Origin of the sequence: Muriicola soli (assembly GCF_004139715.1) — a bacterium.
GTDB classification, from domain to species: Bacteria; Bacteroidota; Bacteroidia; order Flavobacteriales; family Flavobacteriaceae; genus Muriicola; species Muriicola soli.
Map to the genome: position 1 here is coordinate 2,077,545 of NZ_CP035544.1, position 26,251 is coordinate 2,103,795.

At 43.6% G+C, this 26,251-nt stretch carries 21 protein-coding genes and 2 tRNA genes; 7 read left to right on the forward strand and 16 right to left on the reverse strand.

Features of this window, described 5'->3' with window-relative positions:
- Positions 1 to 9: 9 nt before the first annotated feature.
- From EQY75_RS09455 to EQY75_RS09490, 8 genes are all read right to left on the reverse strand, one after another.
- Positions 10 to 1,419, reverse strand: a complete 1,410-nt coding sequence (locus EQY75_RS09455) for a hypothetical protein (RefSeq protein ID WP_129605334.1) — start codon at positions 1,417 to 1,419, stop codon at positions 10 to 12.
- Between the two features lie 11 nt (positions 1,420 to 1,430).
- Positions 1,431 to 4,604 carry a glycoside hydrolase family 2 TIM barrel-domain containing protein gene (locus EQY75_RS09460; protein WP_129605336.1) on the reverse strand — a complete coding sequence of 1,058 codons (3,174 nt, stop codon included), beginning with the start codon at positions 4,602 to 4,604 and terminating at the stop codon, positions 1,431 to 1,433.
- Between the two features lie 366 nt (positions 4,605 to 4,970).
- Positions 4,971 to 7,781, reverse strand: a complete 2,811-nt coding sequence (locus EQY75_RS09465; protein ID WP_129605337.1) for a helix-turn-helix and ligand-binding sensor domain-containing protein — start codon at positions 7,779 to 7,781, stop codon at positions 4,971 to 4,973.
- Between the two features lie 71 nt (positions 7,782 to 7,852).
- Positions 7,853 to 8,128: an ATP-dependent Clp protease adaptor ClpS gene (locus tag EQY75_RS09470; protein WP_129605339.1), complete on the reverse strand. Its 276-nt coding sequence runs from the start codon at positions 8,126 to 8,128 to the stop codon at positions 7,853 to 7,855.
- A gap of 111 nt (positions 8,129 to 8,239) precedes the next feature.
- Positions 8,240 to 9,076 carry a 50S ribosomal protein L11 methyltransferase gene (prmA, locus tag EQY75_RS09475; RefSeq protein WP_129605341.1) on the reverse strand — a complete coding sequence of 279 codons (837 nt, stop codon included), beginning with the start codon at positions 9,074 to 9,076 and terminating at the stop codon, positions 8,240 to 8,242.
- Position 9,077: 1 nt separating this feature from the next.
- Positions 9,078 to 9,830, reverse strand: a complete 753-nt coding sequence (gene tpiA, locus EQY75_RS09480) for a triose-phosphate isomerase (RefSeq protein WP_129605343.1) — start codon at positions 9,828 to 9,830, stop codon at positions 9,078 to 9,080.
- A 14-nt stretch (positions 9,831 to 9,844) separates the two neighbouring features.
- Positions 9,845 to 10,945: a BT_3928 family protein gene (locus EQY75_RS09485; protein WP_129605345.1), complete on the reverse strand. Its 1,101-nt coding sequence runs from the start codon at positions 10,943 to 10,945 to the stop codon at positions 9,845 to 9,847.
- Between the two features lie 14 nt (positions 10,946 to 10,959).
- Positions 10,960 to 11,505, reverse strand: coding sequence for a DUF1599 domain-containing protein (locus tag EQY75_RS09490; protein ID WP_129605347.1), 546 nt, complete (start codon positions 11,503 to 11,505; stop codon positions 10,960 to 10,962).
- A 110-nt stretch (positions 11,506 to 11,615) separates the two neighbouring features.
- Between EQY75_RS09490 and folP the strand changes: the two genes are divergently transcribed.
- From folP to EQY75_RS09505, 3 genes are read left to right on the forward strand one after another with little or no spacing between them, the layout of a single operon-like run.
- Positions 11,616 to 12,449 (forward strand): dihydropteroate synthase, encoded by an 834-nt coding sequence (gene folP, locus EQY75_RS09495; protein WP_129607064.1) that lies wholly within the window; start codon positions 11,616 to 11,618, stop codon positions 12,447 to 12,449.
- 43 nt (positions 12,450 to 12,492) lie between these two features.
- Entirely contained in the window at positions 12,493 to 13,278 is a 786-nt protein-coding gene (gene cdaA / locus EQY75_RS09500) for a diadenylate cyclase CdaA (protein WP_129605349.1), read from the forward strand.
- Position 13,279: 1 nt separating this feature from the next.
- Positions 13,280 to 14,059: a DUF3667 domain-containing protein gene (locus tag EQY75_RS09505; protein WP_129605351.1), complete on the forward strand. Its 780-nt coding sequence runs from the start codon at positions 13,280 to 13,282 to the stop codon at positions 14,057 to 14,059.
- Positions 14,060 to 14,078: 19 nt separating this feature from the next.
- Here EQY75_RS09505 and EQY75_RS09510 read toward each other — a convergent pair whose 3' ends face one another.
- Both EQY75_RS09510 and truA read right to left on the reverse strand, forming a co-directional pair.
- On the reverse strand, positions 14,079 to 15,848 hold the full coding sequence (locus EQY75_RS09510; protein WP_129605353.1) for an ABC transporter ATP-binding protein: 1,770 nt from the start codon (positions 15,846 to 15,848) through the stop codon (positions 14,079 to 14,081).
- Entirely contained in the window at positions 15,841 to 16,593 is a 753-nt protein-coding gene (gene truA, locus EQY75_RS09515; RefSeq protein WP_129605355.1) for a tRNA pseudouridine(38-40) synthase TruA, read from the reverse strand. Before truA ends, EQY75_RS09510 begins: the two co-directional genes overlap by 8 nt.
- A gap of 41 nt (positions 16,594 to 16,634) precedes the next feature.
- Between truA and EQY75_RS09520 the strand changes: the two genes are divergently transcribed.
- Positions 16,635 to 17,129: a metallophosphoesterase family protein gene (locus EQY75_RS09520; protein ID WP_129605357.1), complete on the forward strand. Its 495-nt coding sequence runs from the start codon at positions 16,635 to 16,637 to the stop codon at positions 17,127 to 17,129.
- Positions 17,130 to 17,252: 123 nt separating this feature from the next.
- On the opposite strand, the gene EQY75_RS09525 is transcribed toward EQY75_RS09520, so the two are convergent.
- Positions 17,253 to 17,663 (reverse strand): DUF4293 domain-containing protein, encoded by a 411-nt coding sequence (locus tag EQY75_RS09525; protein ID WP_129605359.1) that lies wholly within the window; start codon positions 17,661 to 17,663, stop codon positions 17,253 to 17,255.
- A gap of 191 nt (positions 17,664 to 17,854) precedes the next feature.
- Between EQY75_RS09525 and rho the strand changes: the two genes are divergently transcribed.
- Complete coding sequence (gene rho, locus EQY75_RS09530; RefSeq protein ID WP_129605361.1) at positions 17,855 to 19,474, forward strand: transcription termination factor Rho; 1,620 nt, start codon at positions 17,855 to 17,857, stop codon at positions 19,472 to 19,474.
- Between the two features lie 129 nt (positions 19,475 to 19,603).
- Here the strand turns inward: rho and rpsT are convergent, their stop codons facing one another.
- From rpsT to proS, 4 genes are all read right to left on the reverse strand, one after another.
- Entirely contained in the window at positions 19,604 to 19,855 is a 252-nt protein-coding gene (gene rpsT / locus EQY75_RS09535; protein ID WP_129605362.1) for a 30S ribosomal protein S20, read from the reverse strand.
- Between the two features lie 48 nt (positions 19,856 to 19,903).
- Positions 19,904 to 19,975 (reverse strand) — tRNA-Glu (locus EQY75_RS09540).
- Between the two features lie 49 nt (positions 19,976 to 20,024).
- Positions 20,025 to 20,096, reverse strand: a tRNA-Glu gene (locus EQY75_RS09545).
- A gap of 82 nt (positions 20,097 to 20,178) precedes the next feature.
- Complete coding sequence (gene proS / locus EQY75_RS09550; protein WP_129605364.1) at positions 20,179 to 21,654, reverse strand: proline--tRNA ligase; 1,476 nt, start codon at positions 21,652 to 21,654, stop codon at positions 20,179 to 20,181.
- A 95-nt stretch (positions 21,655 to 21,749) separates the two neighbouring features.
- Here proS and EQY75_RS09555 point away from each other — a divergent pair, with 95 nt between their 5' ends.
- Both EQY75_RS09555 and EQY75_RS09560 read left to right on the forward strand, forming a co-directional pair.
- On the forward strand, positions 21,750 to 23,153 hold the full coding sequence (locus EQY75_RS09555) for a hypothetical protein (RefSeq protein ID WP_129605366.1): 1,404 nt from the start codon (positions 21,750 to 21,752) through the stop codon (positions 23,151 to 23,153).
- Positions 23,154 to 23,186: 33 nt separating this feature from the next.
- On the forward strand, positions 23,187 to 24,695 hold the full coding sequence (locus tag EQY75_RS09560; RefSeq protein ID WP_129605367.1) for an OmpP1/FadL family transporter: 1,509 nt from the start codon (positions 23,187 to 23,189) through the stop codon (positions 24,693 to 24,695).
- A 47-nt stretch (positions 24,696 to 24,742) separates the two neighbouring features.
- Here the strand turns inward: EQY75_RS09560 and EQY75_RS09565 are convergent, their stop codons facing one another.
- On the reverse strand, positions 24,743 to 26,155 hold the full coding sequence (locus tag EQY75_RS09565; protein WP_129605368.1) for a T9SS type B sorting domain-containing protein: 1,413 nt from the start codon (positions 26,153 to 26,155) through the stop codon (positions 24,743 to 24,745).
- Positions 26,156 to 26,251 lie beyond the last annotated feature (96 nt).

Below are 26,251 nucleotides of genomic sequence, written 5' to 3' on the forward strand. Positions count from 1 at the left end.
TTTTTCAGATTACTCCGTGTAGAAATACATGTTGTCTACCAGCAATACGGAAATGGTCGCGTCTGAGATAAAAAATATCTGTGCGAGGTTGCTTCGGCTGGTCAAAGTGGTAAAATCGGATAAGGGAATATCCAGGCTGATCCACTCGCCACTAACCAGGTCAGAACTGTCTAAAGTAATCCTTGAACTGGAGTCATCACCACCGCCAAAGGCATCATTGGGGCCAAAATCACCTAGTTCAATGGCAATGAAATCGGCCGAATCTATAGCTTCGTCTATCCTGATATCGACATGAAAATGAGTCATGGCAGAAGCATCAACGGTTGGGTTTTTGAACTCAGTAGCCACAAAATTTAATTCTGTGTATTCTATGATGTTATTTCCATTTACGTCAATAGCTCCACCAAGGGTAGTCTGAAATGGTGCAAAGAATCCGTTGTAGAAATCTACCGGTACGTTGGCATAGGCATCGCTAAAAATAGAGATGACATTTGCGGGATCTCTGGCCGGCGGTGTTGGGGCAAAAACGAAGCCACCTGCAACGTCAAGAGACAAGGAGCCTTCAGCCCTCACACCTCCCAGAATAGCAGTAATTTCGGCTGTCCCTGTGCCTACCGGTGAAACAACACCCAATTCACTTACTCTGGCAACATCATTATCTGAAGATTGAAAATCAAAATAGGACGGTGCAACACTAACTGTTTGATTGATCCCTGAGGCCAAATTGAAGGTTTGAGTAAGGCCTGTTAAAGGGATATCAATATCCACAAATGCTGACTGATCCACATCTTGTCCGCCTAGAATAGCGGGTTGTGGCTGAGCAATGGTCCCCAGATTTTCAAAACGCAGCTCGTCTATCCAGAAGGTATACCCATCGCCATCTTCAGGCCCTTCTGCATACCAAAACAGGCCTTTTTCCCTCATCAATTTACTCGGGTCAGGAATTGGGATAATGTATTTGGTCCATCCGGTGCTAATTCGCAAATTTTGTTTGGTTACCAGGTATTTGTTTTCTCCGAAATCCTGCCCGAAGCCTATTTCATTAATGGTAGCTGCTTTTGTGGCTTTTGCCCAGAAAGTGAGGGCATCATAGCCAGAAAGGTCCCTGCCTCCCATATCCGGGAAGATGGCACCGGCAAAGGAGCCATCGGGATCCCCAACATTGGGAACATCAAATCTCATAGAAGATTCTCCCTTATACCTCGTTTCAGTATCCACACTAAAGGCATTGAGTTTGGAACCTGCGAAAGGCAGGTACTCCAAACCACCACTGAAGCCGTCTATAAAGATGTCCGAATTATTATTAAATGTCGCAAAATCTACCTCATTGGAAAACTCTCTTTCACATCCAGCTAATGCGAGGAAAAGGAAGCCGAGAAGCAGCGTACTAAATTGATATGTAAGATTTCTATTTTTCATATTCCTTTTTTTTACTGACCAATATTGATGTGTATATATGTTCTGATCTCCCATTCGTTTCCATTGCCAAAGCCAACCGGACTAATAAATGAATCGTCAGCAAATTCTGCGGCGTCATTAGGAGCATAACGGTTTGAAAACTCATTTAAACTTCGCCATGTACCCCTGATCCCTATTTGCGTGCTTGGCAGAATAAACCAGTCTGGTTTTCCCAGCGTCGTAGAAATATCAAGCATCAGCTGAACGGGAAATGTAAGGTTGAAATCACGATGGTAATCGAAAGGTCCCCAATCGTTGATCTTCCACATATGCTGTACCTTAACATTCTTGTAAATTAATCGGATATCACCACCAATTCGTTCAATAAGTCTTTCATCACTACCTCTGGCCTGATCGTTACCAAAATAAATATTTGCGATCATTCCTAAATCCGGATTTATCTTTGAAACTATTCGGGCGTGTGTCTCCCACAGATCCTGTGCAGGAACTGAATTCGGGAAGGCAAAGAGCGTCCTGTTTCCGAGGAAACCAATGGCCGCATCCATGGTTGTTGGAAGGTGCCTGAAGACGAAGCCAAAACTCGCTGCGAGTTTAGCATCCTCAGCTCTGTCGTTGTCCCACTGATACATCCATGTACCGGGCGTTGGATCTATAGTAAAAAGGATCTCACCTGCCACGGTCTCCCTGTTCGCCCGCACCACAAATGGATCATCGAGGATGTTTCTCAACCTTCCGGGGCCCTGAACATCATTGGGCATTGGTCCTACTATAGGTTTTTGCCACATGAAATTCGGAGCTATCTGAACATTACCGATGTTATAAGTGAATCCGGTTAAGAAGTTGGTCTGGTTACCACTACCGGTGTCCTTGAGTCTCCAGCCCGTAAATGTTTGTGTTTGATCGGCTCCACCTCCGGCGACAAGCCCTTGAACTGCTCCCTGGGCGTACCAGTTAAATTTACCTTTAGATAAGGTGATTTTTGCCTTAGCCCCCCAATTGTCCTCCTCGTTAACCTGGTCGGTATACACGATGTATTTTGAAGCTGCATCAGGGTTAGCAGGATCGTAATCCGGATTGTCCTCCGTAAATTGAAATTCTCTTCCGTTGAGCGGTTGCCCACCCCAGATCCCTCCAAGTTCCACTTCGAGATCACCAAATTCTCTGGCGAGATATAAGGTAGCCCTTCGTGTTCTCGGCATAGGTACTGCCAGGGAAGAAACAATCGTTCCGAAATTATCAACGTCCTCGTGGAAAACTCCGGTAACGTCAAATTTCCCTATTTTTTTACTATATTTCAAAAGGATAGCAGGGTTTGCTCCCCACCATAGTTGCGGGCCAAATGCGGCCTTGAATCCGTCGAGAAATCGCTTCCCATCTACTTCAAAACCACTGATCTCTCCATTATAGATGTCTAGATTTGGGCCGTAATTGGCTTCCGGATATAATCCAAAGAAATCACCCTCGTATCCCCAGTGATAGTGTCCTGTTCTATAGAATCCCTTGATATCAAAGTGTTTGGCTTTCCATTCGTATGAGGCGTTGTAGATCTGGACCCGATTGACATCAGAAAGAACGACATCTCCCTCATCAGTATTGACTACGACAGGACGTCCCCTGTTTTCATAAAAGATTTCATCTATCGGATTCCGCGCCACGTTCCCCAATATGTTCACATTTACATTAGCTTTCATGTTGGGCGCCGGATTTCCTTCTACTCCAACGAAATACGACTGCATAAAGTCGTATCCCAGTTCATTGGGATACACAGTTTCGTCCGGATCTGCATTTTGAGGTGTGGTTATCAAACTTCCCCCGGTATTAAAGGTGGTAAAACGTGCCTCCATTTTACTTACCCTGAGCATATTGGCTCTCTCTCCTACCAGGGCAGCTTTATCACCGCGTGCTTTGAGTACAGCGTCCATTAGGTTGATGTTATCAAAGTAATTCTCAATAAAATCAAGGGTCACGCCTTCTTCATAGGGGTTTAATTTATGTGCCTCCTGTAAAGCGTAATAGGCTGCACGGGGGTAAAGATCGTAGAGGCCTCGTGGATTGGTCTGTCCTTTGGCACAGATCCCGAACCACTCCTCATTCATATTATTTTCTCCCGGAGCGAGGTCGATAGCGTATCCCCCATTAGCCCAGGAAGCGTTATTGTCGTGAACATCGGCATTTTCCCTATCGTCAAAACCGTATTTCCACCAGCCATCACTGAACTGGAAGGTAAAACCTCCAATAGAATTTCCGGCCTTGCCCAAACCGGCGGCATTCTCATAGATTTCTTCCCAGTTGCCTACCATATAATAAGCCTGTGATTTTTGATCCTCGGCATTTTCAATAGCGTTGAAAGCATCAGCACCAAATTCTGTAAACATCAGTGGCATATTGAGCTTTTCCTTAACCACTTCGAACATATCTCCGAATGAAACTCCCCGGTAGGTATTAGTTCCGTAAATGTCCACATCTTTACACTCCTCTGCGATAATGTCTATAAAAAGGACGTCTCCATTACAGATGGCCACGGGATGGGAAGAATCCATTGACTTCATCAGCACTGCTGCTTCATTCATCAGTTTGTACATCGGACGCCCTCTGGATTCGCCAATAAATTGCTTTTCTTCTTCGTCATCCGGAAAATCTTCGGTTTCCGCTCCCTGCCAGAACAACCCGTAGTTATTTTCATTACCTAACAAGTACATCAGTAGTCCCGGGGTGTTTTTGTATTCCCGTACGAGATTCTCTACTTCAGTCATTAGAAATTCCTGAGTTCGCGGTTCAGAATAAATGGTTACCGGTGTCCATACCCCATCCAATGTTAAGCCGTACCTTCCGAAGGAGTGATTTAGCATGGTATAGATTCCGTAGTTTTCGTAGATATATTTTATCCATCTTGCAGGCACACCGGTATACTGACGAATGACATTGACCCCCATATTCCTTAAAAGGGACATCTCGGTGTCTAGTCCGGCTTTGATCACATCATCAGGCTTTTTCCAGAATTCGGCATCCACAGTATTCTTTCCAATTGGTATGTAATCCCAATTCATCCCGTTGATCATGAAGTCTTCTCCGTTGACAACTAATTTTGCGCCTTCCTGATTCTGAACAACTGTTACCTGATCAGCCTGGGCAAATATGCCTAAGGTGAATAAGAAAAGTAGTGCTCTCAATACAATGTTCTTCATAGTGCTATTTTGTTTAAGTTGAGCTATCGGTAAAAAAAGTCCTCCGATTGAGAATGGAGTCCCTGTATTTTTTGAGTTTTTAATTCTCGATGTTGAAAACAAAGTCAGTGGAATTCTGTTATTCCTCCCGGGATCAATAATCCTCACTTTGGTCAACCGTTAAACTTATCCCAATATATTGTCAAAGCCTTAAGATTTACCCCTACAATTAGTATACATCATAATTTAAGGGGGAGTAAAATATCAATTTGATAATGAATACCAAAAACATTAGGCTTAAAATCCTTTGATTTTAGTTAAAAAGACTGCCTAAATAGGGTATTGTATAGGTAATGTTGAGTTATGGAAAAGAAAATGTAGTGCTTACTACAGCGTAAGAATGTAATCGGTAAGGTTAGAATCGTGAGATAAATTCATTTTTTTGCGTAATCTATAACGTTTGATTTCTACACTTCTGGGTGAAATGTTAAGAAGAGGTGCTATTTCTTTGGATGATAAATTAAGTCGCAAATAAGCACATAATTTAATATCGTTCGGGGTGAGGTTAGGGTGGACTTTCTTCAATTTCTTAAGAAATTTTCTATCTGCTTGGTTAAACGCTTTCATAAACATTTCCCAGTCATCGTTTCTGGTGATACTTTTATCGATGATTTTCACAATCTGATGTACCGAAGTAAGCTGTTCTTCCTCAGTGCTAAGCAATTGTTCCTTTACTCTGGATAGAAGTTCATTCTTTCTTATTATACTCAATGTTGATGCAGCTAATTCATTATTCTTGTTTTTAAATTTTTTCTTCAGTTGCTTGTTCTTCAGCCTTATGATCTCTTTTTCATTCTGGGCCTTAGCCAAGGCCAGTTCTCTTTTGTTTTCGGCAATGATCGCCTGTTGATGCCCCCTGTAATATCGCCTGTAGGTTCTGTGGATGGCAATGGACGCTAGTATGGCCAGCAGGAAATATGAAATAAAAGCCAGTTTTGTGAGGTACCAGGGCCTTGCAATGGTAAACGAATAACTCACCGTATTCGCCGAACTTGAGTTTCCTGCCCTTCCCCTGACCTCAAAGGTGTATGAGCCATGGGGCAAATTAGAGAACTCAACAGAAGTATTTTCTGACCAGGTACTCCACTCCTCATAGAGTCCTGATAAACGGTATTGAAATCTGGGTTTTACCAGTGCTGTGTATTCAGGAGAATAAAACCATATCTGCAAATTGTTTTCCTTATTCCTGAATTCCCCTTCAATCTGGGGGGCAATCAAAGTATAATCTGATGAACTGCCGCCCATTACAGATAAGGCTATTTTACTCAATCTCACTTCAAATTTCCGATCTGATACCGTCTCGGTATTAAGCTTCAAAAAGCCGTTGCTGCTGCCCAAATAGTAAGTTCCTTTATCTCCGGGACCATAAATACTTTCATAACCCCTGATCCCCCGCCTTTCAGTTTCCGTAAGTGGGATGGATTGAATGATTGTACTATTATCCAGATTATCCTGTGTGATATAGCTGATATTCTCCTGTGTAAATGCCCAAAGATTTTCAGAGGTATCATCGGTAATTAACTTACCTGAGATATACTTTCCCTCTTCGAAAACACGACTCAATACAGAGTCTTTTACAAACTGATCTTTTTCGGGATTAAATTTGAAGATCCCAGCTTTGTTTGCCAACAGCAATTCTTCCCGAAATTTAACCAAGCCAGAGTTAACCCCCCTATGCACCGTATCTACCTCTGTTGAAATAGCTGCTCTAAAATCATTATCGGCCTTTATTCGAAACAGTCCTTTGTACTCGTGATTTACGAAAATATCATTCTCCTGAATTTCAAAATACCTGGATGAATGTTTAAAATTTTGTAGTTTATTCCTCAAGCGCCATTTGCCCTGATTAAATTCCAGGATACTTAAACCCTCATAATTTCCCTGCATCAACAAATCTGGATTTCCGGGGATAGAACTGATCTTCCATGTACCGGGAATATTAGCAATTTGGGTTGCCTTTTTACCCTCGATCAGGAATGTCCCGTTGTGATGGCCACAAAATAAGGCGTTGTTTCTCACAGCAAGAGACCAAACCTGCCCTTCTGTACCCGGAATCATTTCAAAGCCCGAAACAGAAGCCTCATTTTGATAAAACAGTCCCTGATTCGTCCCTAAATAAAGAATCTCATTAAAACGCTGTACCGCATAAACACTGCCGGTTAGTCCGCTTAAATTCTGGTAGATCCTGTAGGGGGAATTCAGGTTGAGAAAACTGATGCCGTTATCAAGACCAAGCCAGAGTGTCCCTTCCAAATCCTCATAAATAGATAAAACGGTGTTATTCCTCAGTCCGCTTGACTGATCTGCCTGAAACTGTAGTGTGCCTTCTTCGTTGAGCAGGATTATTCCGTTCGAAATAGTACCCAGTGCAAGGTTCTTGTTTTTGAGCCTTATCGCCGTGTAAATACTCATTTGTGAGATCAGGCGATTCGCAGGGGTAACCCATGGTTTTAATCCTCCTTCCCTGAGGGTAAAAAATCCATTATGCCTTGTGAGAAGAAGCAGGTCATTTTCCCTTTCAAAGATATTGACTACCTCATCCTTTTTTAGGATATCGAAGTCGTACGCCAAAACCGCCCTTGTATTCTCTATTTTATAGAGGCCCTCGCCCCACTTCTGGAAAAAAAGTGTCTGTCCGACATTGAATATCTTAGGAGTGGTGGTATTTGTTTCAACCCATGTAATTGAGTTGTCCCTGATATTGTACAAATAAATACGGTCCAGGGATTGAAATACGATGTACCGATCTAATCTCAGGATATTCCAGAATTCCTCATCAGCGAGAAGGTCATCCTTAATTGTAGAAGATAAGGAAGAGTATTGCAAAATTCCCAGGTCGTCTTTCTCCCAGTATCCAAATTCCATATAACCTCCGGTGTACACTTTACCATCGAGGGCATTAACCGATCTTACAATACTCTCATTAGGTAAGGGATAATGTTCCCAGGAAGCGCCATTGAATCCCAATAAACCCTTGCTGTTGGCAATATAGATATGCCTGTCCTGAGCTTGTGAGATAGCCCAGTTCTGGTTTTCAGCAGCATAGTCTGAAGGAGCGTAATTTTGTATGGGAGGTAGTTCCTGTGTGAAACACATCACACTGAAACAAAGGGTGAGTACTGTAAATCCTACTCTCAATGAAGTATAAAATTAAAGGGTTGATCCGGATTTAGGAGTAATTGAAAGGGGATGCTTGCCCATCTGTACAATTAGACCAACTCAGCACTTAGACCAGCCTGGAGCAATCTGCTACAGCGCGGTTTTAGATCGTCGTATTCACCTGTTTTTACGGTACATTTTCCATTGTAATGAACAATAAGAGAACATTGCTCTGCCTGCTCAGGGGTGTGATCGCAAACACCAATCAGTGTTTCAATTACGTGGTCAAAAGTATTCACGTCATCATTGAACAGGACGATCTCGTGTTGTTTTACCGTAACTTCCTCTAGAAGCAGCTCTTCTGAATATTTTTCTTTTTGTCCCATAGCGAAGAATTTTTACTAATATAGTAATTTTTCCGACTTAGCTTTCCTTAGGGTATTTTACTTAAGCCTGTTGAAACCCGCCTATTTACTTCTTTCCACGTCTTAAATCTCTCAGCTTTTCTGATACAAAACAGCCGTCCATGAATTTTTTTGAAGTTTTGTTTTATAGTCCAATCCCGCTTCCTTACATACCCCGTCTATAACAGCTGAATCTGCTTCATAAAAACCGCTGAGCAGTAACTTTCCCCTATCCCGCAGGTGCTCGGCATATGCGGGAATATCAGCCAAGAGTATATTTCTGTTGATATTGGCCAGAACAACATCGTACTGTTTATTTGGAATAGCCGATACATCCCCTTCGAATACTTCTATTTGTTCCTGCCCGTTCCGCTTAATATTTTCCAGGGAGTTTAGAAAGCTCCAATGATCAATGTCAATAGCATCCACCTCTTCGGCTCCTTTCATGGCAGCCAAAATAGCCAAAACTGCTGTGCCGCAGCCCATATCGAGTACGCTTTGGCCTTCCAGTGGGATGTCTAAAAGAAATTGGAGCATCATATAAGTAGTTTCGTGATGCCCGGTACCAAAACTCATCTTAGGTTCGATGACGATATCATAAGTAACATCCTTTTCCTCGTGAAAGGGTGCCCTTACCCTGCAACGGTTGTCTAGCTCGATAGGATCAAAATGCGTCTCCCATTTCTTATTCCAGTTTTCCGGTGGGATTTCGTGAAACTGGTATCCAACTTCAAACGCAGGAGAGTCTAATATAGCGACCTCGGCCAGCAGGTCTTCCTGCCATTCCGATTTACGGATATAGGCCTTAAGGCCATCCTCCGTTTCTTCAAAACTCTCAAATGGTAGTTCCGCTAATTCGGCCAACAGGATTTCCGTACCCGGATCTCTGGGTTTAATCTCAAAATTGTATTCGATATAGGTGTAACTCATTTTATTGAGCTGCAGCAACGATAGCGGCAAAATCAGCCGCAACCAGGGAGGCTCCACCTATGAGTCCGCCATCTACGTCTTCCTTGGAAAAGATCTCTTTTGCGTTTCCGGGTTTTACACTTCCTCCGTAAAGGATGGTTACTTTCTGGGATACCGACTCGTCATAGGCAGTCGCAATGGTTTTACGGATAAATGCGTGCATTTCCTGGGCTTGCTCTGGAGAAGCTGTTTCTCCCGTGCCTATGGCCCAAACAGGTTCGTAGGCCAATACAATTTGGCCCCAAGAACTCGCATTGAGATGGAAGAGGCCATTTTTCAACTGACGCTCTACTACGTTAAAATGATCACCAGCTTTTCGCTCCTGCAATTCCTCCCCGAAACAAAAGATGATCCTCATCCCTACTTTGAGTGCTGCATCCACTTTCTTCGCCAGGAGGGCATCGTCTTCGCCAAAATAAGCCCTGCGCTCCGAATGGCCCAGGATCACAGTTTGGATCCCAATGGACCGTAACATATCCCCGGAGATTTCCCCCGTAAAAGCCCCGCTTTCCGCAAAGTGCATATTTTGAGCTACTACTTCTATAGACGAACCATCGAGCTTGTTTACGGCCGCAGCCAGGTTTACAAAAGTGGGTGCAATCATAACTTCTGCAGAAGCTGGCTTAACTGTCGATATTAAGTCATCGATCAGCTCAGCGGTTTCTGCGCTGTTTTTATTCATTTTCCAGTTTCCGGCGACAATTTTATTTCTCATAATTTCTATGTTGATCAGTTTGCGAATGGAAGTTCATCCAGATCGTTGTAATGAACTTTATATTTTATGGTGCCTTCTTCCAGTACTAAAACGCCCGGATTAGAGCGAACGATGGTCTTGAGGGTGGTCTCATCAGTAAAGTAGAAAGGGAAATCCAATGAATATTCGTCAATGACCTTGTTACTCCATTGTTCATTGGAAGCAGACATCCCTATCACCTTGTATCCTTTCGCAAGGGCTTTATCTGTCACCTGCTTCAGTTCCGGATATACCTCAAAATTACTTTTGGCAAGATCGTATGCGATGACCATCACAAGATTCTGTTCCGACAGGAACTCGTCAGCCCTGTCAACACCATTTTGTTCAATAGTAAAATCGTGAATCGGTGGTTCATAGCCCTTTTGTATCTCCTCCGTCTCCACTCCAATAAATTCTCCGTCTACAGTAGGATATTCTCCATTAGTTACGATGGTAGTCTCCGTTCCATTTTTATCGAAAGTCCAGGCGTATTCAAAAATAGCCTTCGGAGCGCCTTCGGGAACCGTCATCCCATCAGGAATACTCGCCCCAATTTTATAAGGTCTGAAATCGATGGAGGGCAAATGGTTGTTCACCTGGTTGACAAATAGGATACATGCCAGCAGAGATACCATCAATACAGACACGGAGGTCTTTGGTTTAAAGATCGGTTTTATGAATTTCTGGCCCAGGAATAAAACAATGATCAAAACCAAAAGGATCACATCCTTTGTAAAGGATTCCCAGGGTGTAAGCTTTACTGCATCCCCAAAACATCCGCAGTCTGTTACTTTATTAAAGTAAGCCGAATAGAAAGTAAGGAAGGTAAAGAAGACAATCATGCCCATCAGACTCCACAAGGTGATCTTCTTCTGATAGCCCAGCAACAGTAAAACACCCAGTACCACTTCTAAAATGACCAGAAAGATCGCCAGGGCCAGGGCATAGGGGGTAAAGAATGGCAGATCGAGTACAGCCGGACTAAAATACTCTTCCAGCTTAAAGGAAAAACCCACCGGATCGTTGAGTTTGATCAGGCCGGAAATAATAAAAAGTACTCCGACGAAAATTCTTGAGATGGTAACAATAACCTTCATAGTAAATCTTTAAATCAGGCAGCTTCTTCCTCCAGGTGAATCATGGCAAAGACCGCATAATTGATGATATCCTGATAATTCGCCCCAATGCCCTCGCTTACCAGGGTCACTCCTTGGTTGTCTTCAATTTGCTTAACCCTCAGCAATTTCTGAAGGATCAGATCGGTTAGCGAGCTCACTCGCATCTCCCGCCATGCTTCTCCGTAATCGTGATTTTTATCCTCCATAAGCTTTTTAGTCGCGCCGGCATACTTATCGTACAGGTCAGAGGCTTCAGAAGGACTGAGGTCGGGTTGTTCCACAACACCTTTCTCGATTTGGATCAAGGCCATGATGGAATAATTTACAATCCCGATAAATTCGGATCGCTCATCTTCATCAATCTTTCGCTCTTCTTTTTCCTGCAGGCTTCTGATACGTTGTGCTTTGATAAATATCTGATCGGTCAGGGAAGGTAGTCTTAGGATTCTCCAGGCAGAACCGTAATCCTTCATTTTTTTTACGAACAATTCTCTACACCGTCCAACAATGGCATCGTATTGTTCAGAAGTATGCTGCATATCCTTCTATTTTACGTAAATTTCGATCGAAATACTGTCGGCCTCAAAGGTCGTAGTTTAATCTAAATCAGCAAAATGAATTCTCGCAGATCAACGGCTGCCTCCCAATGATGACATTAAACTGCAAAGGAACCTTAATCGATCTCAATGAACCCAGGGTAATGGGCGTATTAAACCTTACTCCTGATTCTTTTTACGACGGCGGGAAGTACAAAAGCGAAAAAAACATCCTCTCACAAACCGAAAAAATGCTGAATGAGGGGGCCACTTTTATCGATGTTGGCGCTTATAGTTCGCGCCCCGGCGCAGATCATATCCCTGTAGAAGAAGAGCTAAATCGGATCCTTCCGGTAGTGAAGCTGCTGCTTCAAAATTTTCCGGATATCCTGCTCAGTATTGATACGTTCAGGAGTCGAGTTGCACAGGGATGTCTTGAAGAAGGTGCAGCTCTTATCAATGACATTTCAGCGGGGAAGTTAGACCCTTTGATGATGGAAACGGTAAGCCGGGCCAGAGTACCTTATATAATGATGCATATGCAGGGGACGCCACAGAATATGAAGCAAATGAATACCTACAGGGATCTGATTGAGGACATACGCTATTATTTTTCGGAGCGAATCGCGGCGGCCAGAGCATTGAAAATCCACGACCTGGTTATAGATCCGGGCTTCGGCTTTGCCAAAAACATCAGCCAGAATTACGAATTGCTCAACAATTTACCCCTCTTTAAAACTTTTGGCATTCCTGTGCTGGCCGGACTCAGCAGAAAGTCGATGATCTATAAAGTTTTGGGAATTACTGCTGCTGAAGCCCTCAATGGGACTACAGCTCTTAATATGGTCGCTTTGCAGGGAGGCGCGAATTTGTTGAGAGTTCACGATGTAAGAGAAGCAGTGGAGTGTATAAATCTCTTTAATCGACTGAACACCCAATCCGGATAGGATTGAATTGACAATTTTTTCTACTTTTACAAAAACGACCCGCTTGGACTTTCTAAATTTTCTGGATTTTAAGATTACAGACCTCTTAGACATCCTTCTTGTCGCCATCCTTCTCTATTACATCTATAAACTTGTCCGCGGCACGGCAGCGGTCAATATCTTTTTGGGGATCGTTTTTGTCTGGGCCTTTTGGAAATTCACCCAATTACTGGGGATGAAAATGATAAGCAGTGTCGTAGGCGGTTTTATGCAAGTGGGACTTATAGCGCTTATCGTAGTTTTCCAGCAGGAGATCAGGAAATTCCTTCTGATGATTGGCTCCACCAACCTGGCCAACAAACGCAGTTTCGGGAAACGCTTTAGTTTCTTAAAACAGGAAGGGATCATCCCTGACCTCAAAATAGGGGTGGTCCTTGAGGCTTGTGAAAAAATGGCCAAAAACAGGACAGGGGCAATACTCGTTATCGAACGCAACAATTCCCTTGATTTTGTGCGGTCATCAGGGGATAAAATGAATGCAGAAGTAAACCTGCCTATCATTGAAAGTATATTCTTTAAGAACAGTCCCCTTCATGACGGTGCGGCCATTTTAAGAGGGAATCGCATTATTGCTACCCGGGTGATACTTCCCTTGTCTCAGGAGCGAAACATTCCCCTTAGATTCGGACTCAGACACAGGGCCGCTATTGGAATCACCGAAAAAACCGATGCGCTTGCCCTGGTGATCAGCGAGGAAACAGGGAATATCTCTTATATAAAGAATGGTGAATTCATCATGTACAAAGACATAAAAGAATTGGAATCCCTCCTGAAAAAAGACCTGCAGTAAAATGAATTGCAAGAATTGTAATACTCCCCAAAGAACAGATTTTAACTATTGCCCCAGTTGTGGTGCTAAAGCTGTTAAACACAGACTCACCTTTAGAAATCTGACCTATGATATCACTGAGCGATATTTTAACCTGGACAATACCTTTATAAGAACCATAGTACAATTGTGCATACGACCTGAAGTGGTCATTGATGCTTATATCAATGGAGTGAGGCGAAAATACCTGAATCCTATAAGTCATTTGGGGATTGCCTTAACGCTATCGGGACTCCTTATATTTATTATGCAGAAGGTTTTAACGCCCGATATATTTGTGGAATACGGTGGTCAAGGCATGTCTGAAGAACTATCCAAAAAGCTCTTTGATGCCATATTTGATTATCAGACCCTGCTGTTTATTCTTTACATCCCTGTCTTTGCGATTGCTGGATATTTGACCTTTAACCGAAAAGGGTACTTTCTTTCCGAATACATGATCGCCTATATTTATATTATGGCGCAATGGAGTATCGTGATATTTCCTATTTCGCTCATCACTTTGCTTGTCGATCCTTCAGCTTACATGAACCTGGCAATTCCAATGACTTTTCTAATGGTTTTTTATAGTTTATTTGTGATGCAACGAATCCATAGATTCCCAGTTGGGGCCACGATTCTAAGATCATTTGTCTTTTTCCTATTAACGCTTATTGGCTATTTCGCTATTATAATACTTTTTTACGCGTTTATGTTTCTCACCGGAATAGTGACCCTAGAGGATTTTCTTCCAAAGCAATAAGTATTAAACGAAATAGTTGTCAGGCTACTTCTTCTTCAGCCAGGAATTGGGCTTCATAGAGTTTGCTGTAGTAACCGTCCTTTTTAAGGAGTTCTTTATGGTTGCCCGTTTCTACGATCATTCCGGCATCCATCACAATAATTTTGTCGGCTTTCTTAACGGTAGCCAGGCGATGTGCGATGATGATAGATGTTCGTCCCTCTGTGATCTTGTCGGTAGCTTTCTGGATCAGTTTTTCGGTATAGGTGTCCACCGAAGACGTGGCCTCATCAAGTACGAGGATACTCGGATTAATGACATAGGCCCTGAGGAATGCTATGAGCTGTCGCTGCCCGCTGGACAGCATGGTACCCCTTTCCTTCACATTGTATTCGTATCCCCCGGGGAGTGAAGTGATAAATTCGTGAACGCCTATTTGCCTTGCTGCTTCTTCAATAGTAGCCGTAGTGATCGTTTCATCCTTCAGCGTAATGTTGTTGGCGATGGTATCGGCAAAGAGAAAAACGTCCTGAAGTACAATGGCAATATTTTTTCGCAATGATGCCAGGGTATATTTTTTAATATCAACGCCATCCACACTGATACAACCCCCGTCTATCTCATAAAATCTGTTGAGCAGGTTGATGATGGTGGATTTTCCCGCTCCTGTAGACCCCACTATAGCGACGGTCTCACCGGCCTTGACATCAAAAGAGATCCCGTGCAAAACTTCCTCATCTTCCAGGTATCCAAAGCGAACTTCTTTAAACTGAATAGCTCCTTCTACGTGGCTTTTCTCAAAGGTGCCATCATCCTGTATTCTGCTGTCTGTATCCAAAATTTTAAACACGCGGTTGGCAGCAACCATTCCCATCTGCAGCGTATTAAATTTATCTGCGATCTGCCTCAGGGGTCTGAAGAGCATTTCAATATACAGGATAAAAGCAAAGATGGTCCCCGCTATGTCTACTTCAATATTCGCAATATTCTGAAGTCCGCCATACCAAACTACCAGTCCTATGGCAATGGAGGTAACGATCTCGGCAACGGGGAAGAAGAAGGAGTTGTACCAGACCGTCTTGAGCCAGGCATTCTGGTGCTTTTCATTGATCTCCCTGAACTTGGCACTTTCAATTTTTTCACGTGTGAACAGCTGTACGATCTTCATACCGGTGAGGCGTTCCTGAACAAAAGAATTTAAATTGGAGACCTGTGCCCGTACTTCGATAAAGGCAACTTTCATCGCCTTTTGAAAGAGGCGAGTTGCGTAAAGGATAATTGGTAGAATAGCAAAAACGAGCAGGGCCAGCCTCCAGTTCATCCAGAGCATCATACTGGCGGCGGCGATCATTTTCAGCAAATCAGATACTATAGTGAAAAAGCCCTGACTAAAGATCTCCCCTATGCGCTGCATATCGGCAACTGCCCTTGTTACCAAAACCCCTATCGAGGAATTGTCGAAATATTTCATCCTGAAGCCAAGCATCCTTTTAAACAAAAGGATCCTGATATCCTTGATGACCGACTGCCCCAACCAGTTGGCGTAATAGTTAAAGAGGAGTTGAAAAATCACCTGTCCCAAAAGAACACCGAGCATCGCAAATGATAACCACAGTAATAGGTCCATGTCGCGAGCATTAATGGCGTCGTCTATAATATTCCTTAAGATATAGGGTGTGAGGACGGCAAAAAATGTAAGGAGGATCCCCGCTAAAGCAACACCGTAAAATGTGAGTCGGTAAGGTCGCGTTTGAGCGAGTAATCGTTTAAAAAGGTGGTAATCAAAGGCTTTGCCTGTTTCCTTATCCATGTAGCTTAAATAGGGTCTCGGGATATGTAATCTTCATCAAATATAACCCTTTTGCAGGCACTGAAACGCCAGCTTCTCCCCTGTCTTTGCTTTTTATAATACTATTAACATTATCTACGGATGATTTGTGAAGTCCAACATCTAACAAGGTCCCTACAATGGCCCTGACCATATTCCTCAAAAACCGGTCGGCGGTTATGGTAAAGATCAGGGTATTTCCTTCCCTTCGCCATTTGGCCTCTTTTAGGCGACAGACATATGTTTTTACATCCGTGTTGGACTTGGAAAAGCACTCGAAATCGGTATGGTTCAACAGCTCGGCGGCCGCGAGATTCATCGCTCCCATATCAAGGGGGAGGTGAACATAATGGGCCCAATCTGTAGCAAATGGATCTTTTTCCTGAACAACCCGGTATTCATAGGTACGCTCCAGGGCATCGAAACGCGCATGGGCCTTCGGCGATACCTCAGTGATATTCTTAATGGCAATATCCTCTGGTAGAAAGGCATTCAGCCGTTGTACCACTTCAGCCTTTTCGAGTTTACTATCAAAGTCGAAATGAGCAAAGAGTTGTCTGGCATGAACCCCCGCATCCGTCCTGCCGGCTCCCACTAACTGTATCTTATCCCTCAACAGGGTAGACATGGCATCTTCCAGGGTTTGCTGAATACTACTGGCCTTTGGCTGTCTTTGCCAGCCGTGGTATGCTTTGCCATTATATGAGAATTCAATAAAATATCTCAAAGTGAAATCTTATTTTTGTCCGTCACAAATATACCCCTTTCATGACCAAAATCTTGTTGCTTTCAGACACCCATGGATATTTGGATGACGCCATTCTCAAATACGCCAGGCAAGCAGATGAAATTTGGCACGCCGGGGATATAGGCACCATTGAGGTAGCCGACCAACTCGCTGCGATCAAACCCATCAGGGCGGTACATGGAAATATTGACAACGCCCTGATTAATGGAGAATATCCCTTAAATCAACGCTTTTTTTGTGAAGATGTCGATGTCTGGATCACCCACATAGGGGGTTATCCCAATCGCTATAGTCCCAGGGTGAAACAAGAGATCACCCAAAACCCTCCTAAACTCTTTATCAGCGGCCATTCCCATATACTCAAAGTGATGTGGGACAAAAAACTCAACTTACTTCATATGAATCCTGGTGCCTGTGGAAAACAGGGATTCCATCAAATGAGAACCATGCTCCGCTTCGAGATCAACAAAACGGATATTCAGAAACTGGAAGTTATAGAACTGGGGAAACGTTGATCTCGACAAAAACCATCTTAGGTAAGCTGCAAAGCGTATAAGTACAATTTACAGGAATGAGCAACAAAAAACCCCGGTATGGCAACCGGGGTTTCACGCACTAATACTACTAAGATGTTAGGTTTAACGTAAGCGGTCAACAGATTTTACAAGATCTTCATCCTTTTTGATAGCCCTGTTGGCCAGGACCAAAAAAACGATAGAAAACACAGGAATCAGCATCCCAATACCCTTCTCCGAAACCAAGGTCTCTCCGGATAAATTTAGCGACCGGTAAACGAAAAATCCCAGTAAAAAAAGATTAAGTATCATATTTAGTCGGTTTAGTACAAACTGGCTTTTTCTATCCTTGTACCTGAATATGGCCAGCGCTGCTAAAACAGCCGACCCGTAGATAGCCAATGAAACCGCAATTTCGTTCTTAGCAAAAACTTCAATTCCCTGAGCGTCAGTCCACAATGCAACCCAAAATGGCAGTACTGCTCCTAAGAGAACAACGGCTACCATATAAATCGTCTGTATGCGTTGGATCATTGCTAAATTGTAGGTTCGCGCTGCAAAAATAAAGGTCTTTTTAAAAATTAAGGTCGAATTATTGAAAATATTTTGTAATTTTACCTCGTTATTCTTGATAGTACTTACCCACTGGGATCTCATTCCCAAGTAAATCCAAGTAACAATTACTTCAAAAATTTTATAACCACGTATAATTTATTCAAAACTCAATGTTTGAGATTTCCGATTTAAAGGCAATGAAGCTACCTGAGCTTCAGAAGATTGCCGAAACCCTAAAAGTTCCCAAATACAAGAGCCTTAAAAAATTAGATCTTGTTTATCAGATTCTGGATCTTCAGGCCAGTAATCCTAAGATTGTAAAGGAGACTGCAGAAGTAGTTGAGATCGCCTCGACACAGGCTCGCTCCAGAGAACAAAGTCCAAAACCCAGACCGAGAAAGAGTCGCAATGAGGGTTCACCGGAAAGTAAGGACTCCAGACCTGCTCCTAAGACAAGAGAACCTAAAAGCATCGACAAGAAGGAAGAAACAGCTAAACAAGATCAATCCAGAAAGGAACATCCCAAAAAGGATCATCCTAAAAAAGATCATTCTTCAAACAATCCTAAAGGTCAGAATGCTAACAAGCAACACCATAAGAGTAATGGTCAGGATAAAAAGTCGAGCAATTACGACAAAGACTTGAAAAACAAATACAAACAACCCGAGTACGAATTTGACAGTATCATAGAGAGTGAAGGGGTATTAGACATCATGCAGGATGGTTACGGATTCCTGAGATCTTCGGATTACAACTACCTTTCATCTCCGGATGATATCTATGTTTCTCAGTCGCAGATACGACTTTTTGGCCTGAAAACAGGAGATACAGTACTGGGTAATGTTAGGCCTCCCAAGGAAGGTGAAAAATACTTTCCTTTAATTAAGGTCAATAAAATTAATGGACAGGATCCTCAGGTAGTGAGAGACAGGGTTGCCTTTGAGCACCTTACCCCTCTCTTTCCAAGAGAAAAATTTAAACTCGCAGAGCGACAAAGCAATATTTCAACACGAATCATAGACCTGTTCTCCCCAATTGGAAAGGGACAACGTGGTATGATTGTTTCCCAGCCCAAGACCGGGAAAACTATGTTATTAAAAGATATTGCAAATGCTATTGCTGCTAACCATCCTGAAGTTTATCAGATCATCCTTTTGATCGATGAACGGCCTGAGGAGGTGACGGATATGCAGCGTAATGTACGCGGTGAAGTTGTGGCCTCAACATTCGACAAGGAAGCCACCGAACATGTGAGAGTGGCCAACATTGTTCTCGAAAAGGCCAAAAGATTAGTTGAATGCGGGCATGACGTAGTGATCCTGCTCGATTCAATAACGCGACTTGCGAGAGCTTACAATACGGTTCAACCCGCCTCAGGAAAGGTTCTTAGTGGAGGTGTTGACGCCAATGCACTGCACAAACCAAAAAGATTCTTTGGAGCTGCAAGGAATATCGAAAACGGAGGTTCGCTGACGATCATAGCAACAGCCCTGACCGAAACCGGTTCCAAGATGGACGAGGTGATCTTTGAGGAATTCAAAGGAACAGGTAATATGGAGTTGCAACTAGACAGACGTATCAGCAACAGGAGAATTTTCCCTGCTATCGATCTTATTTCTTCATCCACACGAAGAGATGATCTCTTACTGGACGAAAATACCATCCAGCGAATGTGGATCATGAGAAAGTATCTGGCAGATATGAATCCTATCGAAGCGATGGAGTTTATGGAACAACGCATCAAGCAGACCAAAAACAACGAAGAATTCCTAATGACCATGAGTCAGTAAGAGAATTAAACTTCACAGAAAATCCCGAAGCATTTCAGATGTTTCGGGATTTTTTTTGAATCCAACACTTAAAAGTTGAAAATAAAAAACCCGGCATTGGCCGGGTTAAAAGAGTTTTTCTTTGCGTTTTTAGAGAGCAGCAACTGATTTCGTGAGCTTGCTCTTAAGATTGGCCGCTTTGTTATCGTGTATGATATTGCGTTTAGCCAATTTATCGATCATACTGATCACAGAAGGCAATAAGGCATTTGCCTTTTTCTTATCTGTTTCACTTCGCAACTTTTTGATTGCGTTACGAGTGGTTTTGTGCTGATACCTGTTTCGCAGGCGCACTGCTTCGTTCCTTCTGATTCTCTTTAATGCCGACTTGTGATTTGCCATCTTTCTATTAATTATATTTTTTATCTGCCTCTCACGGCAGTCTACCTGTAGCCCGTAGGGGAATCGAACCCCTGTTACCAGGATGAAAACCTGGCGTCCTAACCCCTAGACGAACGGGCCAAAATTTAGACCTCAACCCCGCTTTGTACAAAACGCGATTAGAGTCTTGTAGCCCGTAGGGGAATCGAACCCCTGTTACCAGGATGAAAACCTGGCGTCCTAACCCCTAGACGAACGGGCCAAAGGTCGGTGTAATTGCGGATGCAAAAATACAATTATTTTTTACTACCGCAACCCTCGCACATAATTTTTTAAAAGGCTGTTTAATAGGCCTTAGCGAAGAGCACTCTCTGGCGGCTTGGCTTACCGGTAACCATGCAACTGCCTGCTTCCTGCTCATCTCCCAAAGGGATACAGCGAATGGTGGCTTTAGTCTCTTCCTTGATCTTGTCTTCTGTTGCTGCCGTACCATCCCAATGGGCCAGAAAAAATCCTCCTTTGGTATCCAGAAGCTGCTTAAACTCTTCATAGTTGTCTACCGTAGTGATATGGTCCTCTCTGAAATCCAATGCCTTTTTGTATATATTTTCCTGAATATCACCAAGCAACTTTTCAATATGAGATACTACGTCTGATGCATCTATGGTTTGTTTCTCCAGGGTATCACGTCTGGCAACTTCATAGGTGTTGTTTTGCAGATCACGCTGACCTATGGCCAGTCGAACCGGGACACCCTTTAATTCGTATTCGTTGAATTTAAACCCGGGTTTATGTGTATCCCTGTCATCGTATTTAACGGTGATCCCTTTACTTCTCAGTTCTTTAACCAGGGGCAAAACCTTTTCAGAGATAGCGTCTAGTTGCTCCAACCCTTTGTAAATAGGCACGATAGCGACCTGGATAGGAGCCAGTTTTGGCGGTAGTACCAGTCCGTTATCATCGCTGTGCGTCATGATCAATGCTCCCATTAGTCGGGTAGAAACCCCCCAGGAAGTAGCCCAGACATAATCTTGTTGCCCTTCTTTATTCGCAAACTTAACGTCAAATGCTTTGGCAAAATTCTGTCCTAGAAAGTGAGAGGTTCCAGCCTGCAGGGCTTTTCCGTCCTGCATAAGGGCTTCTATACAATAGGTTTCCACAGCCCCGGCGAATCGCTCTCCTTCTGATTTAGTCCCTTTGATCACAGGAACGGCCATGTGTTCTTCTGCAAATTCAGAATAAATATCAAGGATGGTTTCGGCCTCTTCAATGGCTTCCTTTTTGGTTGCATGAGCTGTATGTCCTTCCTGCCAGAGAAATTCAGCCGTCCTTAAAAAAAGGCGTGTACGCATTTCCCAGCGCACTACATTGGCCCATTGATTTATCAAGAGGGGAAGATCCCTGTAAGATTGAATCCAGCGCCTGTATGTATCCCAAATTATGGTTTCAGAAGTGGGCCTAACAATAAGTTCTTCTTCGAGCTTGGCCTCCGGATCAACAATAATGCCACTCCCGTCTTCGGCGTTCTTAAGTCTGTAATGCGTAACTACCGCACATTCTTTCGCAAACCCCTCTACATGACTGGCTTCTTTACTGAGATAGGACTTCGGTATAAAGATGGGGAAATACGCATTTTCATGACCTGTTTCCTTAAACATCCTATCTAATTCTGCCTGCATCTTCTCCCATATCGCATAACCGTATGGTTTGATCACCATACAACCCCTGACTCCGGAATTTTCAGCCAGATCTGCTTTTACTACGAGTTCATTATACCACTTGGAATAATCCTCAGCTCGCGTCGTCAATTTTTTTCCCATCTACTGTACTTTGGCACAAAACTTGTAACTAATCTTAAGAATAGTTGGGCAAAACTAACTATTTTTAATATGTTCAACAATATAAATTTATACTCATGATAGTTTCCTTACCCCATCCAAAATTCATCAAAATGGTTGTCCTGGGTCTCATCGGCTTCGGGATGGTCTCATGTGGATCGTATCAGCAGGCATCGTACTATGATAATGACGGAATATACGCTTCAGGAGTTGAAGAACCATCAGTCTATAATACTCCGAGAAATACTGTCTACAATGCGCCCAGAACCAGGGTTCAGAAGCAGCAAAATCAGGAAGATGGCATTTATGGCGATTACTTTGGCCGCAAAGCCGAGGAAATCGATGAGTTTATGGACAATGAGATCTTTACTGATGTAGATGACTATTACAGTGGGGTGGAAAATGATAGTTTAGATTTTGTAGAAAACGAGAACTATTTTGACAATAACAATTCCTATGCGGGCAATCCCGGTTGGGGAGACAATCCTACCAATGTCACCATTAATTTTAATGACAATTGGGGATGGAACCCAATCTGGGCGGATCCTTTCTGGGGTAACGGCGGTTGGTACTGGGGTGGACTGTACAGTCCATGGAGATGGAGAAATCCCTGGGGCTGGGGCTGGAACTACGGCTGGGGTGGCGGCTGGAACAACTGGGGCTGGGGAGGCTTTGGCTGGAATAACTGGGGCTGGGGAGGCTTCGGCTGGAACACTTGGGGCTGGGGCGGTGCCTTTGCCTGGAATAACGGTTGGGGGTGGAATCGCTGGGGCGGATATTACGGAAATGGATTTAACCGTTTCGGTAGAGGCTATACTCGATATGGATTCAACAATTCCAGAAGAGGATATTACAATAGGAACGGACTTGCCTCAAATTCACTCAGAGGAAGGTCTAACCTGAATACACGAAGCGGAAGTACTCGTTTGCGAAATAATAGTGGCAGGTCTAACCTGAGTTCAAGAAGTAACGTAAGGAGTTCAACTTATCGCAGAGGAACCACCGCAAGGCGATCTGTAAGTGCAGATGCTATCAGCCGTAACAGAAGTTACAGAACCAGCAGGAGTTCAAGGGTATCACCCGGCTACAATCGCAGTTCGGCTCAGAATCGATACAGGGGCAATACAAGCTCAAGAAGCAATATCTACCGACGCAGTAATGGCAATGTCACAAGACCTTCTTCACGCTCGTACGGATCATCTGGTACCCAGAGATCTTCAGGATACAGGTCTTCCGGTATTCGAAGTTCCAGGAGCAGTGGTACTTACAGAAGTTCAGGAAATCGCAGTAGCAGCAGAAGCTCAGGATTTAGAAGTTCAGGGAGTCGTAGCAGCAGCAGAAGCTCAGGAAGTTTCAGAAGTTCCAGCGGCGGACGTTCGTCTAGTGGTAGTGTGAGAAGTTCAGGCGGCAGTAGCCGTTCATCAGGAGGACGGTCTTCAGGTGGAAGATCCTCCGGAGGCAGAGGTGGCAGAAGTCAATAATCCTTTTACATTCAATAAATAAAAGTCAGGACAATGAAAAGATTTTTAACGTTCATTACGGGTTTGTTATGCCTAAGCGCAAGCGCCCAGAACATTGATGACGTACTCAGGTACAGTACAGAAAATTTACAGGGCACAGCCCGATTTCAGGCAATGGGCGGAGCTTTTGGAGCCCTGGGTGGAGATATGTCTGCCCTCAATATCAACCCTGCAGGATCGGCTGTTTTTGCCAACAGTCTTTTTACGATCACAGGAACCAATTACCATCAGAATAACGAATCCGTTTATTTTGGCAGCCTCAATTCGGAGGTACGGAATTCCACTGATATCAATCAATTGGGTGGCGTATTTGTATTCAAAAGTAGAAATCCAAATTCTCCCTGGCAAAAATTGGCTTTGGCCTTTAATTACGATATGGCCAGAAATTTTGACAATGAAGTGTTTACCGCGGGTAACAGTAACAGCAGTATAGACAACTACTTTCTCAATTTTGCCCAGGGCGTGCCCTTTGGTCCGTTACTTGTTCAGGATGGTGAGTTCATTGAAGAAGCCTATCTCGATATTGGTGCCAACCTGGGATTCAGGGAGCAACAAGCATTTTTAGGCTACTACGGAGGGGTTATTGATCCTGTGGACGAATCGGATAACAACAATACCGCTTATGTTTCCAATGCCCTTTACAATACTGTAAATCAGGAGCTTTTTAGAAGGACCAACGGGTATAACAGCAAGCTCACCATGAATTTTTCAGGACAGTACCAACAAAACCTCTTTATCGGAGCTTCCCTGAACTTCCATACCGTTCTTTACGATCAGTACACAGAATTCACGGAAACAGGCTACGATGCTGCTTCCGAGATACAGTTCATTAATTTCGACAACTACCTTCGCACAGAAGGTTCGGGCTTCTCCTTTAGTCTGGGAGCAATTGCCAAGTTAAACGAAAATGTAAGGCTGGGCGGAAGTTATCAATCTCCTACCTGGTACCGACTGTTGGATGATACCTCTCAAAGGATCAATTCTGACCTGGCGGATTCTGAGATCGGGTTTATCGATTTCAATGTAGTTAACCTTTTTGATGAATACACCGTCAGGACCCCGGCAAAAGTTACAGGTAGCCTTGCTATCATTTTCGGCCCTCAGGGGTTGTTGAGTTTTGATTACGGATACCAGGATATGGCTGGAGCCGAATTAAGGCCTGGAACAGATCCTAGATTCAATGATGAAAATACTTTTATTGCCTCCCAATTAGGTGGTGTCAATACCATAAGGATAGGCGGGGAATACAGAATAGAGAATATCAGCTTGCGTGGGGGTTATCGATTTGAAAGCAGCCCTTATGTAGATGGGGTTACCATTGGGGATCTCGAAGCTATTTCCTTAGGAATCGGATTCAATTTCGGTGGTAGCAGGCTAGACCTTGCCTTTAGCAGGTCCGAACAAAGTTCGCTACAACAGTTGTTCTCTTCAGGCTTCCCAAACTTATCTTTGGTGGACAATATCAATACAAACATCCTGCTGGGCTATACGCTCAACTTGTGAGATCTTATAAAAATTAATGTTATAAAGCCGGTGAAAGCCGGCTTTTTTTATCGCACCAAAGAGAAGTGTGTTCTGATGGTATTTGCGACCACTATTCCCTGTTCGTCCCTTGAATAATCAAGTCTGAACCAATAATCAGAAGAAGGCATAGGGCGGCCGTTAAACGTCCCATCCCATCCAATGGTAGTTTCATCCAGTTGCTTGAGTAATTTGCCGTAGCGGTCGAAAATAAAGACCACAGGGTCTGTAAGCGTCTCTATCCCGAGAATATTCCAGGCATCGTGGATACCATCCCCGTTTGGCGTAAAGAATTTAGGATAACCCACAACTAAAAATGGAATTGGATTGGTAGTTCCGCACCCATTCTTGTCATTAATTACAACTGTATTCTCACCCGGAGGGACATCGAAAAATATCGCTTCATCCTGATATTCACCACCGTTGATAGCGTATTCGTAGCTTCCATTACCATCTACCACGATTTCTATATTATTGCTGTCAGACAGGTCATCGAGGATGATCACCTCTTGTAAAACAGGGGTACCGTAAAAGGTAATTAAAATGTCATCGGTTATGGTGGTGGCCAAATTGGTAATGATCTCAACAAAATAGCGCCCTGAATTGGGGCTGGTAACAGTATATTGGGTTTCTGCCGGTCCGGAAGCCAATACCTGATCAATAACACCGTCATCTTCATAATCTACACTCCAGGTTACATTGGCAATGTCAGGCCCGGCCGGGGAGTTCAATGCGCTTAAAACTATATCAGGATCTCCTTCACAGGCGACGATATCAAGACCCAGGAATTCATCTCTCAGGGTACAATCGAGGGCCGTGTTCTGATCCTGATCTACGGAGAAGCCGGTAAAAGTGAGTTCAAAGGGTTCCGGGTCACCGTCAAAATTGGTATTAAAATTATTGATAAGAAGGTAGTAGATCTCCCCTTCTTCAACGATTAGCCATTCGTCATATGTATTCTGACTCCCTGTAAGGTTAGGGGCGCCTTGTTGTCCGTTTTCGGGATTCACTCCAATTCCGGTAAAATTGGTGTCGTTTACTTCGTAATTACATCGTATAGGCTGTGCAGTTCCATTGCTGATACTCCCGCAATCGGTGTCTGGGCCGTACAGGGCGAAGTCCCATTCGGCTGTTACCGTACCGCTGGTTCCAGGTAGAGCTTCGATATCAAAACCGATCTGCCCGCGCGTTCCTGCCCTAAAGACATACCATGAGGTGTTATTTTCAATATTAGCAGAAGCTACACTCCCTTTTTCAAGACAACCGCTCTGGGTGATCACATCCGGGTCAAAATCATCGATATCTCCTGCCCCGTCAGCAAAGGAGGTGATGGGTGCGTCGGCACAAACGGGAATCGCACTTCTACAATCCGGAGAATTCTGAGCAAGCAGGCCCACGGTCCAGAAGAAGACAACAGCAGTATACCAAAGATGCTTTTGCATAGAAATTGGGGCTATTTAACGCGTGTTAAACAGTATGTATAACTGGGAGGGGCGAGATTTAGTATAATTTTCGCGCACTTTTTTGACACTTTATCG

Coding starts and splice junctions, on each gene's coding strand:
- EQY75_RS09455 (WP_129605334.1), bottom strand. CDS start 1,419: ATGAAAAATAGAAATCTTACATATCAATTTAGTACGCTGCTTCTCGGC.
- EQY75_RS09460 (WP_129605336.1), bottom strand. CDS start 4,604: ATGAAGAACATTGTATTGAGAGCACTACTTTTCTTATTCACCTTAGGC.
- EQY75_RS09470 (WP_129605339.1), bottom strand. CDS start 8,128: ATGGGACAAAAAGAAAAATATTCAGAAGAGCTGCTTCTAGAGGAAGTT.
- prmA (WP_129605341.1), bottom strand. CDS start 9,076: ATGAGTTACACCTATATCGAATACAATTTTGAGATTAAACCCAGAGAT.
- tpiA (WP_129605343.1), bottom strand. CDS start 9,830: ATGAGAAATAAAATTGTCGCCGGAAACTGGAAAATGAATAAAAACAGC.
- EQY75_RS09485 (WP_129605345.1), bottom strand. CDS start 10,945: ATGAAGGTTATTGTTACCATCTCAAGAATTTTCGTCGGAGTACTTTTT.
- EQY75_RS09490 (WP_129605347.1), bottom strand. CDS start 11,505: ATGCAGCATACTTCTGAACAATACGATGCCATTGTTGGACGGTGTAGA.
- folP (WP_129607064.1), top strand. CDS start 11,616: ATGACATTAAACTGCAAAGGAACCTTAATCGATCTCAATGAACCCAGG.
- EQY75_RS09505 (WP_129605351.1), top strand. CDS start 13,280: ATGAATTGCAAGAATTGTAATACTCCCCAAAGAACAGATTTTAACTAT.
- EQY75_RS09510 (WP_129605353.1), bottom strand. CDS start 15,848: ATGGATAAGGAAACAGGCAAAGCCTTTGATTACCACCTTTTTAAACGA.
- EQY75_RS09520 (WP_129605357.1), top strand. CDS start 16,635: ATGACCAAAATCTTGTTGCTTTCAGACACCCATGGATATTTGGATGAC.
- EQY75_RS09525 (WP_129605359.1), bottom strand. CDS start 17,663: ATGATCCAACGCATACAGACGATTTATATGGTAGCCGTTGTTCTCTTA.
- rho (WP_129605361.1), top strand. CDS start 17,855: ATGTTTGAGATTTCCGATTTAAAGGCAATGAAGCTACCTGAGCTTCAG.
- rpsT (WP_129605362.1), bottom strand. CDS start 19,855: ATGGCAAATCACAAGTCGGCATTAAAGAGAATCAGAAGGAACGAAGCA.
- proS (WP_129605364.1), bottom strand. CDS start 21,654: ATGGGAAAAAAATTGACGACGCGAGCTGAGGATTATTCCAAGTGGTAT.
- EQY75_RS09555 (WP_129605366.1), top strand. CDS start 21,750: ATGATAGTTTCCTTACCCCATCCAAAATTCATCAAAATGGTTGTCCTG.
- EQY75_RS09560 (WP_129605367.1), top strand. CDS start 23,187: ATGAAAAGATTTTTAACGTTCATTACGGGTTTGTTATGCCTAAGCGCA.
- EQY75_RS09565 (WP_129605368.1), bottom strand. CDS start 26,155: ATGCAAAAGCATCTTTGGTATACTGCTGTTGTCTTCTTCTGGACCGTG.